Source organism: Streptomyces sp. NPDC005281, assembly GCF_040607495.1.
Taxonomy (GTDB): Bacteria; Actinomycetota; Actinomycetes; order Streptomycetales; family Streptomycetaceae; genus Streptomyces.
This window is the reverse complement of record NZ_JBEXGX010000007.1, coordinates 111,800-126,186: the sequence shown is the minus strand read 5'-3', so window position 1 is coordinate 126,186 and position 14,387 is coordinate 111,800. Positions and strand designations below refer to the sequence as shown.

At 71.9% G+C, this 14,387-nt stretch carries 13 protein-coding genes; 10 read left to right on the top strand and 3 right to left on the bottom strand.

Annotated features, from left to right (window positions below):
- Positions 1 to 80 precede the first annotated feature (80 nt).
- On the bottom strand, positions 81 to 1,205 hold the full coding sequence (locus tag ABZV42_RS12645; protein ID WP_355977022.1) for an 8-amino-7-oxononanoate synthase: 1,125 nt from the start codon (positions 1,203 to 1,205) through the stop codon (positions 81 to 83).
- A gap of 169 nt (positions 1,206 to 1,374) precedes the next feature.
- Between ABZV42_RS12645 and bioB the strand changes: the two genes are divergently transcribed.
- From bioB to ABZV42_RS12625, 4 genes are all read left to right on the top strand, one after another.
- The gene (bioB, locus tag ABZV42_RS12640) at positions 1,375 to 2,601 is read left to right on the top strand and encodes a biotin synthase BioB (RefSeq protein WP_355977021.1); all 1,227 of its coding nucleotides are present in this window, start codon (positions 1,375 to 1,377) and stop codon (positions 2,599 to 2,601) included.
- On the top strand, positions 2,594 to 3,874 hold the full coding sequence (locus ABZV42_RS12635) for an adenosylmethionine--8-amino-7-oxononanoate transaminase (protein WP_355977019.1): 1,281 nt from the start codon (positions 2,594 to 2,596) through the stop codon (positions 3,872 to 3,874). The genes bioB and ABZV42_RS12635 overlap by 8 nt, the downstream gene beginning before the upstream one ends.
- A gap of 1 nt (position 3,875) precedes the next feature.
- Positions 3,876 to 4,592, top strand: coding sequence for a dethiobiotin synthase (gene bioD, locus ABZV42_RS12630; RefSeq protein WP_355977017.1), 717 nt, complete (start codon positions 3,876 to 3,878; stop codon positions 4,590 to 4,592).
- 226 nt (positions 4,593 to 4,818) lie between these two features.
- Positions 4,819 to 5,508 (top strand): class I SAM-dependent methyltransferase, encoded by a 690-nt coding sequence (locus ABZV42_RS12625; protein ID WP_356051854.1) that lies wholly within the window; start codon positions 4,819 to 4,821, stop codon positions 5,506 to 5,508.
- Positions 5,509 to 5,538: 30 nt separating this feature from the next.
- Here the strand turns inward: ABZV42_RS12625 and ABZV42_RS12620 are convergent, their stop codons facing one another.
- Both ABZV42_RS12620 and ABZV42_RS12615 read right to left on the bottom strand, forming a co-directional pair.
- Positions 5,539 to 5,913 carry a fic family toxin-antitoxin system, toxin component gene (locus ABZV42_RS12620; protein ID WP_355977013.1) on the bottom strand — a complete coding sequence of 125 codons (375 nt, stop codon included), beginning with the start codon at positions 5,911 to 5,913 and terminating at the stop codon, positions 5,539 to 5,541.
- A 4-nt stretch (positions 5,914 to 5,917) separates the two neighbouring features.
- Positions 5,918 to 6,157, bottom strand: coding sequence for a toxin-antitoxin system HicB family antitoxin (locus tag ABZV42_RS12615; RefSeq protein ID WP_339127977.1), 240 nt, complete (start codon positions 6,155 to 6,157; stop codon positions 5,918 to 5,920).
- A 199-nt stretch (positions 6,158 to 6,356) separates the two neighbouring features.
- Here ABZV42_RS12615 and ABZV42_RS12610 point away from each other — a divergent pair, with 199 nt between their 5' ends.
- From ABZV42_RS12610 to ABZV42_RS12585, 6 genes are all read left to right on the top strand, one after another.
- Entirely contained in the window at positions 6,357 to 7,319 is a 963-nt protein-coding gene (locus ABZV42_RS12610; protein WP_355977011.1) for an ABC transporter ATP-binding protein, read from the top strand.
- A gap of 7 nt (positions 7,320 to 7,326) precedes the next feature.
- The gene (locus ABZV42_RS12605) at positions 7,327 to 9,891 is read left to right on the top strand and encodes an ABC transporter permease (protein WP_355977009.1); all 2,565 of its coding nucleotides are present in this window, start codon (positions 7,327 to 7,329) and stop codon (positions 9,889 to 9,891) included.
- Between the two features lie 226 nt (positions 9,892 to 10,117).
- Complete coding sequence (locus ABZV42_RS12600; RefSeq protein ID WP_355977007.1) at positions 10,118 to 10,543, top strand: GNAT family N-acetyltransferase; 426 nt, start codon at positions 10,118 to 10,120, stop codon at positions 10,541 to 10,543.
- 276 nt (positions 10,544 to 10,819) lie between these two features.
- Positions 10,820 to 12,145 (top strand): hemolysin family protein, encoded by a 1,326-nt coding sequence (locus tag ABZV42_RS12595; RefSeq protein ID WP_355977005.1) that lies wholly within the window; start codon positions 10,820 to 10,822, stop codon positions 12,143 to 12,145.
- Positions 12,142 to 13,155, top strand: a complete 1,014-nt coding sequence (locus tag ABZV42_RS12590) for a hemolysin family protein (protein ID WP_355977003.1) — start codon at positions 12,142 to 12,144, stop codon at positions 13,153 to 13,155. The genes ABZV42_RS12595 and ABZV42_RS12590 overlap by 4 nt, the downstream gene beginning before the upstream one ends.
- Positions 13,156 to 13,340: 185 nt before the next feature.
- Positions 13,341 to 14,138 carry an SGNH/GDSL hydrolase family protein gene (locus tag ABZV42_RS12585; RefSeq protein WP_355977001.1) on the top strand — a complete coding sequence of 266 codons (798 nt, stop codon included), beginning with the start codon at positions 13,341 to 13,343 and terminating at the stop codon, positions 14,136 to 14,138.
- Positions 14,139 to 14,387: the final 249 nt, after the last annotated feature.

The window sequence follows — 14,387 nt, the reverse complement described above, 5'->3', positions numbered from 1 at the left end:
GGACCACCGGTCGGTCGCTCCACCGGTTCACCGGTTCATGGCTCCACCGCTCCATGGCTCCACCGGATCGCTCCACCGGATCACCGGTTCCGGCTGATCACGTCCACCGCGTACTCGATCTGCTCCTCGGTGAGGTCCGCGCGGGCCGTCAGCCGCAGCCGCGAAACACCGTCGGGCACCGACGGGGGACGGAAACAGCCGACGGCGAGGCCCGCCTCGCGGCAGTCGGCCGCCCATCGCACCGCCCGTTCGGGGGACGGTGCCCGCACGGAGACGACCGCTGCGTCCGGTCGTACCGCGGAGAGCCCCTCCGCCGTCAGACGCGTGTGCAGTGCCGTGGCCACCTCGCGCGCCCGCGCCGCCCGCTGCGGTTCGCGGCGCAGCAGCCGCAGTGCCGAGAGCGCCGCGCCCGCCGCCGCCGGCGCCAGACCGGTGTCGAAGATGAAGGTGCGCGCCGCGTTGATCAGATGGTCGATGACCGCCGCCGGGCCGAGGACGGCTCCGCCCTGGCTTCCGAGCGACTTGGAGAGCGTGACGGTCACGACGACGTCCGGGTCGCCCGCGAGCCCCGCGGCGTGCGGGGCGCCCCTGCCGCCGTCGCCGAGAACACCGAGTCCGTGCGCGTCGTCGACGATCAGTCCGGCGCCGTACTCCCGGCAGGCGAGGGCGAGTTCGGCGAGCGGGGCGGCGTCGCCGTCCACCGAGAAGACGGTGTCGGAGACGGTGACGGCGGGTCCGTCGTGGGTGCCGAGCGCCTTGCGCACGCCCTCGGGGTCCGCGTGCGAGACCACCTGTGTGGTGCCGCGGGCCAGCCGGCAGCCGTCGATCAGGGAGGCGTGGTTGCCCGCGTCCGAGACGACCAGCGAGCCGTGCGGCGCGAGCGCGGTGACGGCCGCGAGGTTGGCCGCGTAGCCCGAGGACAGGACGAGCGCGGATTCGAAGCCGCAGAAGTCGGCCAGCTCGCGTTCCAGTTCGCTGTGCAGTTCGGTGGTGCCGGTGACGAGCCGGGAGCCGGTCGCGCCGCCGCCCCATCGGCGGGCGGCCTCGGCGGCGCCCTCGGTGACCTCCGGATGGCGGGCGAGCCCGAGATAGTCGTTGCTCGCGAGATCGAGGAGCGGTGAGTCGGCTGGGCGCGGGCGCAACGTACGGACGAGTCCGGCCCGGCGGCGCGCCTCGGCCTGTCCGTCGATCCAGCCGAACGCCATGTGTCCTCCGGGTCTCGCTGCGGTGCGGTGGCGGTGATTTGTAGGCAGTGAACAGACCCTAGCGGTCGCTCCGGCGGCGCATGATGTGGCAATACCCACACGTCGAACCATCTCTGTTGTGCAAACTCTCCTTGGCCGGGAGCGGTCGCATGGTCCAGGATCGGACCTCATGGACCTGCTGAACACGCTGGTGGACAAGGGGCTTCGGCGCGAGCTGCCGACCCGCGACGAGGCGCTGGCCGTACTGGCCACCTCCGACGACGACGTGCTGGACGTGGTGGCCGCGGCCGGCAAGGTACGCCGGCACTGGTTCGGCCGACGGGTGAAACTGAACTATCTCGTCAACCTGAAGTCGGGCCTGTGCCCGGAGGACTGCTCATACTGCTCGCAGCGGCTCGGCTCCACGGCCGGCATCCTCAAGTACAGCTGGCTCAAGCCCGACGAGGCCTCCCGGGCGGCGGCGGCCGGGCTCGCCGGGGGCGCCAAGCGGGTCTGCCTGGTGGCCAGCGGGCGCGGCCCGACGGACCGGGACGTGGACCGGGTCTCCGACACGATCAAGGCGATCAAGGACCAGAACGAGAACGTCGAGGTGTGCGCCTGCCTCGGTCTGCTCTCCGACGGCCAGGCCGAGCGGCTGCGCGAGGCGGGCGCGGACGCCTACAACCACAACCTGAACACGTCCGAGGGGACGTACGGGGAGATCACGACCACCCACACGTACGCCGACCGGGTGGACACCGTCCAGAAGGCGCACGCGGCCGGGCTGTCCGCCTGCTCGGGTCTGATCGCCGGCATGGGCGAGTCGGACGAGGACCTCGTGGACGTCGTGTACGCGCTGCGCGAGCTCGACCCCGACTCCGTTCCGGTGAATTTCCTGATCCCGTTCGAGGGAACCCCCCTCGCCAAGGAGTGGAACCTCACCCCGCAGCGCTGTCTGCGCATTCTCGCCATGGTCCGGTTCGTCTGCCCGGACGTCGAGGTCCGTATCGCCGGCGGCCGCGAGGTGCATCTGCGCACGCTCCAGCCGCTCGCCCTGAACCTCGCCAACTCGATCTTCCTCGGCGACTACCTCACCAGTGAGGGCCAGGCGGGCAAGGCCGACCTGGAGATGATCGCGGACGCCGGCTTCGAGGTGGAGAACGCGGGCGAGGTGACGCTGCCCGAGCACCGCGCGCCCTCCGGCGGCGGCTGCGGCTCGCACGCGGAGGACGGGTGCGGATCGCACGGCGCCGCCGGCTGCGGATCGCACGCCGGGGCGGGCTGCGGGTCCCACGAGGGCGGCGGCGTGTGCGGCCCGGCGGCCGAGGCTCCGGCCGAGGTGCCCGCCGACGCCCGTACGGACCTCGTCTCCGTGCGTCGCCGCGGTGCCGGAACGGATCTCGCGCCCAATGCCTGAGCTGTCCGTGCGGGAACTGCTCGACCTCGACCGGCGGCACGTCTGGCATCCGTACGGGCCCATGCCCGGCCGCCAGGAGCCGCTGGTCGTGGAATCGGCGAGCGGAGTACGGCTGCGGCTGGCCGACGGCACGGGCGAACTGATCGACGGCATGTCGTCCTGGTGGTCGGCCATCCACGGCTACAACCATCCGGTCCTGAACGACGCGGCGCGCGGCCAGCTCGACCGCATGAGCCATGTGATGTTCGGCGGGCTCACCCACGAGCCCGCCGTCCGCCTGGCGAAGCGGCTGGTCGACATCACGCCGGAGGGCCTGGAGCACGTCTTCCTCGCCGACTCCGGCTCGGTCTCGGTCGAGGTCGCCGTCAAGATGTGCCTCCAGCACTGGCGCTCGCTCGGCCGCCTGGGCAAGCAGCGGCTGCTGACCTGGCGGGGCGGCTATCACGGGGACACCTGGCAGCCCATGTCGGTGTGCGACCCCGAGGGCGGGATGCACGAGCTGTGGCAGGGCGTGCTCCAGCGCCAGGTGTTCGCCGACGCGCCGCCTGCCGCGTACGAGGAGTCGTACGCCGACCACCTGCGCGAGCTGATCGGGCGGCACGCCGACGAGCTGGCCGCCGTCATCGTGGAGCCGGTGGTGCAGGGCGCGGGCGGGATGCGGTTCCACTCCCCCGAATATCTGCGGGTGCTGCGCGAGGCCTGCGACGAGCACGACGTGCTGCTGGTCCTCGACGAGATCGCGACCGGTTTCGGCCGGACGGGTGAACTGTTCGCGGCCGACCACGCGGGCGTGACCCCGGACGTGATGTGTGTCGGCAAGGCGCTGACCGGTGGCTATCTGACGATGGCCGCGACGCTGTGCACCGCGCGGGTGGCCGACGGCATCTCGCGCGGCGAGGTCCCGGTGCTCGCGCACGGCCCGACGTTCATGGGCAATCCGCTGGCCGCCGCGGTGGCGTGCGCCTCCATCGATCTGTTGCTGGGACAGGACTGGCGGACCGAGGTGAAGCGCATCGAGACGGGTCTGCGGGACGGGCTCGCGGAGGCCGCCTCGCTGCCGGGCGTCCGGGACGTACGCGTGCTCGGCGCGATCGGGGTCGTCCAGCTCGACCACGAGGTGGACATGAAGGCGGCGACGGCGGCGGCCGTGCGCGAGGGCGTGTGGCTGCGGCCGTTCCGCGACCTCGTCTACACGATGCCGCCGTACGTCACGGGCGACACGGACCTGGCACGGATCACGCGCGCGGTGTGCGCGGCGGCGCGGGAGGGCTGAGATGGCGGTACTGGTGATCACGGGTACGGGCACGGAGGTGGGCAAGACGGTCGTCACGGCCGCCGTCGCCGCCACGGCTCTCGCGGCGGGCCGGTCCGTGGCCGTCCTGAAGCCCGCGCAGACGGGTGTACGACCGGACGAGCGCGGCGACGCCGACGAGGTGGCCCGGCTCGCCGGTGCCGTGACGACCCTCGAACTGGGCCGCTACCCCGAGCCGTTGGCCCCGGCGACGGCCGCCAGGCGGGCCGGACTGGCGGCGGTTTCCCCGGAGGCGGCCGCGGAGGCGGCGGCGAAGCTCGCCACCGAGCACGATCTGGTGCTGGTCGAGGGCGCGGGCGGGCTGCTCGTCCGCTTCGACGACGAGGACGGGACGCTGGCGGACGTGGCCCGGCTGCTGGACGCACCCGTGCTGGTCGTCGCTTCGGCGGGGCTGGGCACGCTCAACACGACGGAACTGACGGCTCGTCAACTCCGGTCACGTGAGCTGGAGTTCGCCGGGGTCGTGATCGGCAGCTGGCCGGACTCCCCCGATCTGGCGATGCGGTGCAATCTCGCGGACCTCCCGGCGGTGTCCGGGGCGCCCCTGCTGGGCGCGGTCCCGGCGGGCGCGGGTGGCCTCTCGCCCACGGACTTCCGTACCGGAGCGCCGAGTTGGCTGGACCACCGGCTGGGCGGACGCTGGAACGCCGGCGCTTTCGCGGCGGCGCACACGGCCTGACCCGACCACCCGACGCACCGGGCCGGCGCGCTCTGCCCCGGCGGTTTCGGTCACCGGCGCCGGGCGACTACGCAGCGGCCCGGGACCGGGTCAGGGCGGGGGCGCGGCCAGGACAGGGCCGCGGGGCCGGGGGCGGGTGAATCCGCGGCGCGCCCGGTGCGGGGTGCGTGCGGTGGGCGTCCTGGGGGGACAATCCTGGTGAGCCCTGGATCCCGGGAGGTCCGAAATGCCGTTCAAGCCGCTCCGGCCTGCCGACTCCGGCAAGGCCTCCGCGAGAGCCGTGCACCATCCGGTGTTCGCCCGCTACTACGCCCGCTTCAGCACCGGCGCCGAGACCCGCATGGGGATGGGCCGGATGCGCGAACGGCTGCTCGCGGGGCTGTCCGGGCGGGTGATCGAGATCGGCGCGGGCAACGGCCTGAACTTCGCCCACTATCCGGGCACGGTCTCGGAGGTCGTCGCCATCGAACCCGAGCGGCTGCTGCGGCGGTTGGCGGTGGAGGCGGCGCTGCGCTGCGAGGTGCCCGTCGATGTGGCGCCGGGTGCGGCGGAGGCTCTGCCGGTCAAGAGCGAGGCGTACGACGCCGCCGTGCTCTCGCTCGTGCTGTGCAGCGTGCGGGACGTGCCGAGGGCGCTCGCCGAGGTGCGCCGGGTGCTGCGCCCCGGCGGCACGGTGCGGTTCTTCGAGCACGGCAGGGGTGGCGGACGGGTCATGGGGTCCGTCCAGCGGGGCCTGGACGCCACGGTGTGGCCGCGGTTGTGCGGCGGCTGCCACGTGGCCCGCGACCCGATCGCCGCGCTGCGCGAGGCAGGCTTCGAACTGGGCCCGTACCGGAGGCTGTCGATGCCCGAGAAGGGACCGCGTCTGCCTACGTCGTACTGCGTTCTGGGCACGGCCCGCCGACCGCTCGACTGACGGCCGGTACCCGCGCCCCACGCCGTCCTGTCACAGACTCCAGCGGCGCAGTTCGTGCGCGATGTCGTGGACCGTGGCCTCACCGCTCTTGACCAGCCGGGCCAGGTCCCGCACCTGTTCGGGCGAGGTGACGACCTTCAGGCCGCTGGCGACGAGATAGGCGTAGGCGACGGCCGAGGCGAACATCGCGTTGGAGCGTTCCAGCGCCGGGACGTGCAGCAGGAGCTGAAGCAGCGCGGCGGCGCGGGCGTGCGGGCTGTCGTAGACGGGAATGCCGAGGATCTCCGCCTCGTGCCGGCTGACCGCGGCGACGAGCGCTCCCCAGTCGGTGACCTGGGGGTCTCCGGGTGTCTTCCGTTCGGCGATCATGAGAAGCCAGGCAAGATCGACTCTGATACTGCTCAAGGGATCAACGACGACCTTCGCTGGTGCCTTCGCGCTCCGCGCCGAACTCCTCGGCGAAGACGGACTCGTACTGCTTCATGAAATCGGCGGCGGCCTCCACGAAGGTGTGGCCCACTTCCCCGGTGTCCTGGCGGACCAGTTCCTCGATGTAGCGGTTCACGCTCATCCCCCGTTCCAGGGCTCTCTCCCGGGCGGCCCGCGCGGTGCCCTCGTCCACCCGGACGTTCAGCTGAGTCTTCGCCATCCTTCGAAGCTAGCGCGATATCGCTAGCACAGGCAAGAGGGGCCGAGCCACGGTGGAGATTGCCCCTTACATCCATATCGGGGCCACACCCTGGGAGGGAGACCGTGCGGCACCTAGGGGGGATACCGGGTGTGCGTCCGATCACACTACGCTCGGGCCGGACGAGGTGTCCGGACCATCCATGACAGAGGAGGCGGTCTTGTCCACAGCTGCTGCGGAGCAGATTCCCGGCCGCGCGGAGGGGGACGGGATCGCCGCCCGCGCCCGCGGCCTGACCAAGGCGTACGGTTCCGGCGAGACCGCGGTACTGGCCCTCGACTCGGTCGACGTGGACATCGCACGCGGCCGGTTCACCGCCGTCATGGGCCCGTCGGGCTCCGGGAAGTCCACCCTCATGCACTGTCTGGCGGGCCTGGACACCGTCTCGGCCGGGCAGGTGTGGCTGGGCGGCACCGAGATCACCGGGCTGAAGGACCGCGAGCTGACCCGGCTGCGACGGGACCGGATCGGGTTCATGTTCCAGTCGTTCAATCTGATCCCCACCCTCAACGCCGCCGAGAACATCACGCTGCCCATGGACATCGCGGGCCAGAAGCCCGACCAGAAGTGGCTCGACCAGGTCATCGACACCCTCGGGCTGCGCGACCGGCTCAAGCACCGGCCCGCCCAGCTCTCAGGCGGCCAGCAGCAACGCGTCGCCTGCGCGCGGGCGCTGGCCTCCCGGCCCGAGCTGATCTTCGCTGACGAGCCGACCGGGAACCTGGACTCGCGGGCGGGCCTCGAAGTCCTCGGATTCCTGCGCGAGGCCGTGGACGACCTGGGCCAGACCGTCGTCATGGTCACGCACGATCCCGGTGCCGCCGCCCACTCCGACCTGGTGCTGTTCCTCGCGGACGGCCGCATCGTCGACGAGATGGAACGGCCCTCGGCGGAAGCGGTGCTGGAGCGAATGAAGCGTTTCGACACGGCCCGGGTGGCCTTCGACGGCGGGCGCGACGGAGCCGGTGAGGCGGTACCCGAGGGCGAAGGGGGCCTCACCGCGGGCGTACGCGGCGTGGGTGACACGACTCCCGCCGCCGGCGGCACGGCCCACGGCAGCCTCGGCGACACCGCTCCCGGCTCCGGCTCCGGCTCCGGCGACGTAACCCCCGACAAGGACTGAGGCGGTCGTGCTCAAGGCGACACTGCGAAGCTTTCTCGCGCACAAAGGACGGCTGCTGCTCTCGGCGCTCGCCATCGTCCTGTCCGTGGCCTTCGTCGCGGGCAGTCTCATCTTCTCGGACACGGTGACCCGCACCTTCGACCGGCTCTTCGCCTCCACCGCGGCCGACGTGACCGTGGAGCCGAAGAACGACCTGAAGTCCCAACTTCCCACGGGCGCCACCGAGACCGTCCCGGCCTCCCTCGCGGACCGGCTCGCGAAGGTCGACGGAGTCTCCGCCACCCATGTGGACGCGTCGGTGGAGAACGCCCCCGTCGTCGACAGCGCGAACAAGTCGGTCGGGCCGACGACGGGCGCCCCCACGATCGTCACCAACTGGGAGCTCACCGAACGCAGTCCGGTGAAGCTGACCTCCGGGCACGAGGCGCACGGCAGCGGCGAGGCACTGCTCGACGCGGACACCGCCGACAAGAAGCACCTCGGCATCGGTGACACCCTGACCGTGCAGGCGCAGCCCGGTTCGTTCAAGGTGCGGATCGTCGGGATCGCCACCTTCACCACCACGAACCCCGGTGCCGCGCTCATCTTCCTGGACACCCCGACCGCGCAGACCAAGCTGCTCGGCCGCGCCGGCCTCGCCACGAGCATCTCCGTCGACGCCGCACCCGGCGTCGACAACGCGGCCCTCAAGCAGCGCGTCTCGGCCGAACTCGGCTCCGGTCCCTACGACGTGAAGACCGCCGAGGAGCAGGCGAAGTCGTCCGCCGAGCAACTCGGCGGATTCCTCGACGTCATCAAGTACGTGATGCTCGGCTTCGCCGGGATCGCGGTGCTCGTCGGCATATTCCTCATCGTCAACACCTTCTCCATGCTGATCGCCCAGCGCACCCGAGAACTCGGGCTGCTGCGGGCGCTCGGCGCCGACCGCCGTCAGGTGCGCCGGTCGGTGCTCACCGAGGCGCTGCTCCTCGGCCTGGTCGGCTCGACCCTCGGCCTCGCGGCCGGGATCGGGCTGGCGGTCGGGCTGATCAAACTGATGACCGCCTTCGGCATGAACCTCAAGTCCACCGAGATGGTGATCGGTTGGCCGACTCCCGTGGCGGCGTACGTCGTCGGCGTCGGCGTCACGTACATCGCGGCCTATCTGCCGGCCAGGCGCGCGGCGGGCGTCTCCCCCATGGCGGCTCTCTCGGACGCCGAAGTCTCCGGCGTGGGACGGCCGTTGCGGGTGCGGGCCGTGGTGGGCGGAGTCGTCGGCGCGGCCGGGGCCGCGGCGCTCGCGGGATGCGCCTCCTCGACGAAGACGTCGACCGCGGCCTCGCTGCTGGGACTCGGTGTCGTCCTGACGCTGATCGCGACGGTGATCGCCGGACCGCTGCTCGTCCGCCCGGTGATCCGCGTCCTCGGCGGCGCGTTCCCGGCGCTCTTCGGCCCGGTGGGCCGGATGAGCCAGCGCAACGCGCTGCGCAATCCCAGGCGCACCGGCGCCACCGCCGCCGCCCTGATGGTCGGACTCGCCCTGGTCGGCGGGATGTCCGTGGCCAGCGCGTCCATGAGCAAGTCCTTCGACCAGCAGATCGACAGGACGCTCGGCGCCGACTTCGTGCTCCAGAACGCCAACTTCGTGCCGTTCTCGCACGAGGTCACGGACAAGGTGCGTGCCATCGAGGGGGTCGGCCTGGTCGTCCGGCAGCGGTTCACCCCGGTCGCGGTCAGGCTGCCCGACGGCAAGCGGGTGGAGACGACGGCCGCGGCCTACGATCCGCGGCTCGACGACGTCGCCCACGTCACGTACGTGCAGGGCGACACCGCGGCGGCGCTCGGCGACGGCCGGATCGCCATGGACGTGAAGTTCGCGAAGGACCACGACGTGCGGGTCGGCAGCACGATTCCGGTCGAGTTCCCCGCCGGCCGCACGACCCGGCTGACGGTGGGCGCGCTCACCGACCAGGGCGGCGGAGGGTTCGGGACACAGGGCGGACTCGTCTTCGGCTTCGGCACGATCGAGAAGTACGTGCCCGGCGGGCAGGACTCGGCGCTGTACGTGAACGCGGCCCCGGGCACCGCCCCGGACAAGCTGCGCCCCCGGCTGGAGAAGACCCTGGAGCCGTATCCGCAGGTCCAGGTCCGCGACCAGGCCGACTACAAGAAGCTGGTCCACGACCAGATCGCCGTGCTGCTCTATCTCGTGTACGCGCTGCTCGGCCTCGCGATCGTCATCGCCGTGCTGGGCGTGGTCAACACCCTGGCCCTGTCGGTCGTGGAGCGCACCCGCGAGATCGGGCTGCTGCGCGCCATCGGTCTCGGCCGGCGCCAGCTGCGCCGGATGATCCGTCTGGAGTCCGTGGTGATCGCCGTGTTCGGCGCGGTCCTCGGCCTGGCACTCGGGATCGTCTGGGGTGTCTGCGTCCAGCAGATCCTCGCGCTTCAGGGCCTGAAGGCGCTCGCCATCCCCTGGACGACGATCGTCGCGGTCGTGATCGGCTCGGCCGTCGTCGGTATCGTCGCGGCACTGCTCCCGGCACTGCGCGCCTCGCGCATGAACGTGCTCGCGGCCATCGCGCACGAGTGACCACGGCCGGTTCGGCCCCTGGCCCGTGCGGGCCGGGGGCCGAACGCAGCGGGGACTCGCGGGTCGAGGGCCGCACGTGGCAGGGGCGCCCGGGTCGGGGACCGCTCGGGTCCAGGTCCGCGCGGGTCTTCGCTCCCGCGGTCCGCGAGCCGAGCCGCGCGGCCGGTGATCGTCCGCATGGCGGAAATCCCGTTCCGGCACTTGGTCCGCGTGGTGGGATCGGGCCATGACCGACCTGCGCATACGGACCGCTCGGCCCGAGGACCTCGACGCCGTGCTCGCCTTCTGGAAGGCGGCCGCCGAGGGCACCAGCATCAGTGACGACCGAGGCGGCGTGGAAGGCCTCGTCGCCCGGGACCCCGGAGCCCTGATCCTCGCGGAGCGCGACGGTGAGCTGGTGGGCACGGTGATCGCCGGCTTCGACGGCTGGCGCTGTCATCTGTACCGGCTGGCGGTCCGTCCGGACCGACGGCGCCTCGGCATCGGCTCGGCGTTGCTGGCCGCTGCGGAGGAACGTTTCGTACGGCTCGGGGGGCGGCGCGGGGACGCCATGGTGCTGAAGCGGAACGAGACCGCCCATCATGCCTGGCGGGCGGCGGGGTATACGCCGGAGGAGCACTGGCGGCGCTGGGTGAAGCCGCTCACCGACTAGCCGGGGCCCTGCCGTGACGGACGAAGTCGCCTGTCGCGGCACCGGGAATCCCCGGCGTCCGGGGCGGACGAGGAGGCCCGCACCGTGGGGCGACGGCCGCCGCCGACTCCGCTTTGCCGATCCTTTACCCTTATTGGACCATCGTTCCTCCGACGAAAGGTGTGAGCGTCCGCCCATGGGCGAGCCTCCCAGTACCCGCGGCCGTGATTCCCACGGTGGCCGCGGACATCGCGCGATCCCCCTGTCCCTGGCCGATCATGGGACGGAGGTGACCCGATGACCGAAGTGTTCCTCCTGCTGGTCGCAGTTCTGCTGTCACTGGCCTGCGGCGCCTTCGTGGCGGCCGAGTTCTCCCTGACCACGGTCGAGCGCAGCGAACTGGAACGTGCCGTGGAACGCGGCGAGACGGGCGCCTCCGGGGCTCTGAAGGCCGTACGGAACCTCACCTTCCAGCTGTCCGGCGCCCAGCTCGGCATCACCGTGACGAACCTGGTCGTCGGCATGCTCTCCGAGGCGTCGATCGCCAAGCTCATCGCGGGTCCCCTGGAGTCGCTCGGCGTCCCGGCCTCCGCGTCGAACTCGGTGGCCCTGATCATCGGCACGGCACTCTCGACGATATTCCTGATGGTCGTCGGCGAGCTGGTGCCCAAGAACTGGGCGATCTCCTCGCCACTGGCCGTGGCCAAGCGGGTGGCGACACCACAGCGTTGGTTCAGCGCGGCGTTCCGCCCGTTCATCGCCCATCTCAACAACAGCGCGAACCACGTCGTACGCCGCTTCGGCCTCGAACCCGCCGAGGAGCTGGCCTCCGCCCGGGGGCCCCAGGAGCTCGTGGCGCTCGCCCGGCACTCCGCCAAGGAGGGCGCGCTGGAGGCGGACACGGCCGAGCTGTTCGTGCGGACGCTGAACCTCGCCGACCTGACCGCGGAGAACGTGATGACACCGCGCGTCCAGGTCATCGCGCTCGACGTCCAGGCGACCTGTGAGGACGTGGCGAACGCGACCCGGGCTACGGGCCTGTCCCGGTTCCCGGTCTACCACGCGAGCCTCGACGAGGTCGTCGGGGTCGCGCACATCAGGGACGTACTGACCGTGCACGCCGCGAGCCGGACGCAGACACCGGTCTCGCAGATCATGCGCGAGCCGTTGTTCGTACCGGAGTCGCTGACCGTCGACAGGCTTCTGGACCGGCTGGCGGGCAAGCGCACGATGGCCGTGGTCATCGACGAGTACGGCGGTACGGCCGGTGTGGCCACGCTGGAGGACATCGTGGAGGAGGTCGTCGGCGAGGTCCGCGACGAGCACGACCCGCACGAGACCCCCGACCTCGCCCCGGTCGGCACGGACGCCGACGGCCGGGCGCTGTACTCGGCCGACGGGTCCGCCCGTACCGACCAGCTCGCCCGGGTCGGACTGCGGGTGCCCGACGGACCGTACGAGACCCTGGCCGGGTTCATCGCGGCCGAGCTCGGCCGCATCCCCGCCGAGGGAGACACCGTCGAGGCCGACGACTGGCGGCTCGATGTCGTGGACGCCTCGGGGCGGCGGGCCGCACGGGTGCTGCTGCACGCCCCGCACGACGCCGAGGAGAGCGCGCGATGACCGCCGTACAACTGCTGATCGGACTCGCGACACTCGTCGTGAACGGCTTCTTCGTCGGCGCCGAGTTCGGGCTGATCTCGGTGCGCCGCAGCCAGATCGAACCGCACGCCGAGCGGGGCGACCGGCGGGCTCGGAGTGTGCTCTGGGGACTCGAACACGTCTCCGCGCTGCTGGCGACCGCGCAGCTCGGCATCACGCTGTGCACCCTGGTGCTCGGAATCGTGGCCGAACCCGCCATCGCGCACCTGCTGGAGCCGGTGTTCCACGCGGCGGGCGTCCCCTCGGGCGCGGGCCACGCCGTCTCCTTCGTCATCGCGCTGGCCCTGGCGACGTATCTGCACATGCTGCTCGGCGAGATGGTGCCGAAGAACGTGGCACTCGCAGAGCCCGTGCGGACGGCGCTGGTGCTCGGACCGCCGCTGGTGGCGCTCTCCCGCGCGCTTCGCCCGGTGATCTTCACGGTCAACGCCTTCGCCAACGGGCTGCTGAAGCTGCTGCGGGTCGAGGTGAAGGACGAGGTCGCGGCGACGTTCTCCGACGACGAACTCTCCCGCCTGGTCAAGGACTCCAGTGCGGCGGGGCTCATCGACCACCGCGCCCAGGAGCGGTTGCATGACGCCCTGGAGCTGGGCCGGCGGCCCGTGCACGACGTCGTGCTCCCGGTGGAACGCGTGGTCTACGCGCGCGTGGGCGTAACTCCGGAAGCGCTGGAGCGGCTGTCGGTCGAGTCGGGATTCTCCCGCTTCCCGGTCGTCGACGAGGGGCGCCGGATCGTCGGCTACCTGCACGTCAAGGACGCGCTGGACGCGGTCCCCCGCGAGGTGCCGTTCCGCGTGGAGGACATGCGGCACATCGCTCGCGTCCGGGAGAGCACCCCGCTGGACGACGTCCTGACCGCGATGCGCCGCAGCCGCACTCACCTCGCGGCGGTCATGGGCAGCGACGGACGGCTCACGGGACTGGTGACGATGGAGGACGTCCTGAGGGAACTGTTCGGACAGCCGGCGTAGGAGAGTCGCTCCGGGTCCGGGGCGGGTCCGGGTCCGGGTCGGGGCGGGGTCCAGGTCTGGACCCGGGGGCGGAGTCCGGATCTGGTCCGGGTCCGGGTCCGGGTCGAGGACGGGTCGGGGCGGGGCGGGGTGGAGACGGTCCGACCGACCGATGGGTATGTGTTCGGGTTACCATCTTTCTCGCCATGCAGATGAATGCCTCTTACACCAGCCTCGTCGCGGTCGGCGACTCCTTCACCGAGGGCATGTCGGACCTGTTGCCCGACGGCTCGTACCGAGGATGGGCCGACCTCCTCGCGGGCCGGATGGCGGCCCGGGCACCCGGTTTCCGCTACGCCAATCTCGCGGTGCGCGGCAAGCTGATCGGGCAGATCGTCGAGGAGCAGGTGGACGTGGCCGCCGCCATGCGGCCCGATGTGATCACCTTGGTGGGCGGTCTCAACGACACCCTGCGGCCCAAGGTCGACATGGGGCGTGTCCGCGGCCTGCTGGAGGAGGCCGTGGAGCGTCTCGCCCCGGCCTGCGAGCAGCTCGTCCTGATGCGCAGCCCCGGCCGAAGCGGTCCGGTGCTCGAGCGCTTCCGGCCCCGCATGGAGGAGCTGTTCACCATCGTCGACGAGCTGGCCGGGCGGCACGGAGCGCTGGTGGTCGACCTCTACGGGGCACCCTCGCTCGCCGACCCCCGATCCTGGGACGTCGACCGGCTGCACCTGACCGCCGAGGGACACCGCCGGGTCGCGGAGGCCGTGTGGCAGACCCTCGGCTACAAGGCCGAGGGCCCGGACTGGCGCCTCCCGTCGGCGCCCACCCCGCCTCCCGGCTGGGTCTCGCGCCGCACCGCCGACGCCCGCTTCGCCCGACAGCATCTGCTGCCGTGGATAGGGCGACGGCTGACGGGGCGTTCGTCCGGCGACGGACTGCCCGCGAAGCGGCCCGAGCTGCTGCCCTACGAGGGTCCTGTCACGGGTGTTCACGGCGGCTGAGCCGGTGATCCAGCGGGGCGACTCCGGGAACCGCGCGCCCCGCGTGTGCGCAAGACCCGTACACCGCGGCCGCGGTGATCGAGGGCAGCGCCGTCGTGGCGGCTTCCGCCGTGCCGCTCTCTCGAGTGACACGGCGGCCCATGCTCCGCATGAAGGAGGACGCTACCGGTTGCCCCCTGGTCCGCCACAGGGCGCACAGGGGGCGCTCGACAGCGCGGGAGCGCCGTTGCCGCGCACGCCCACACCCTG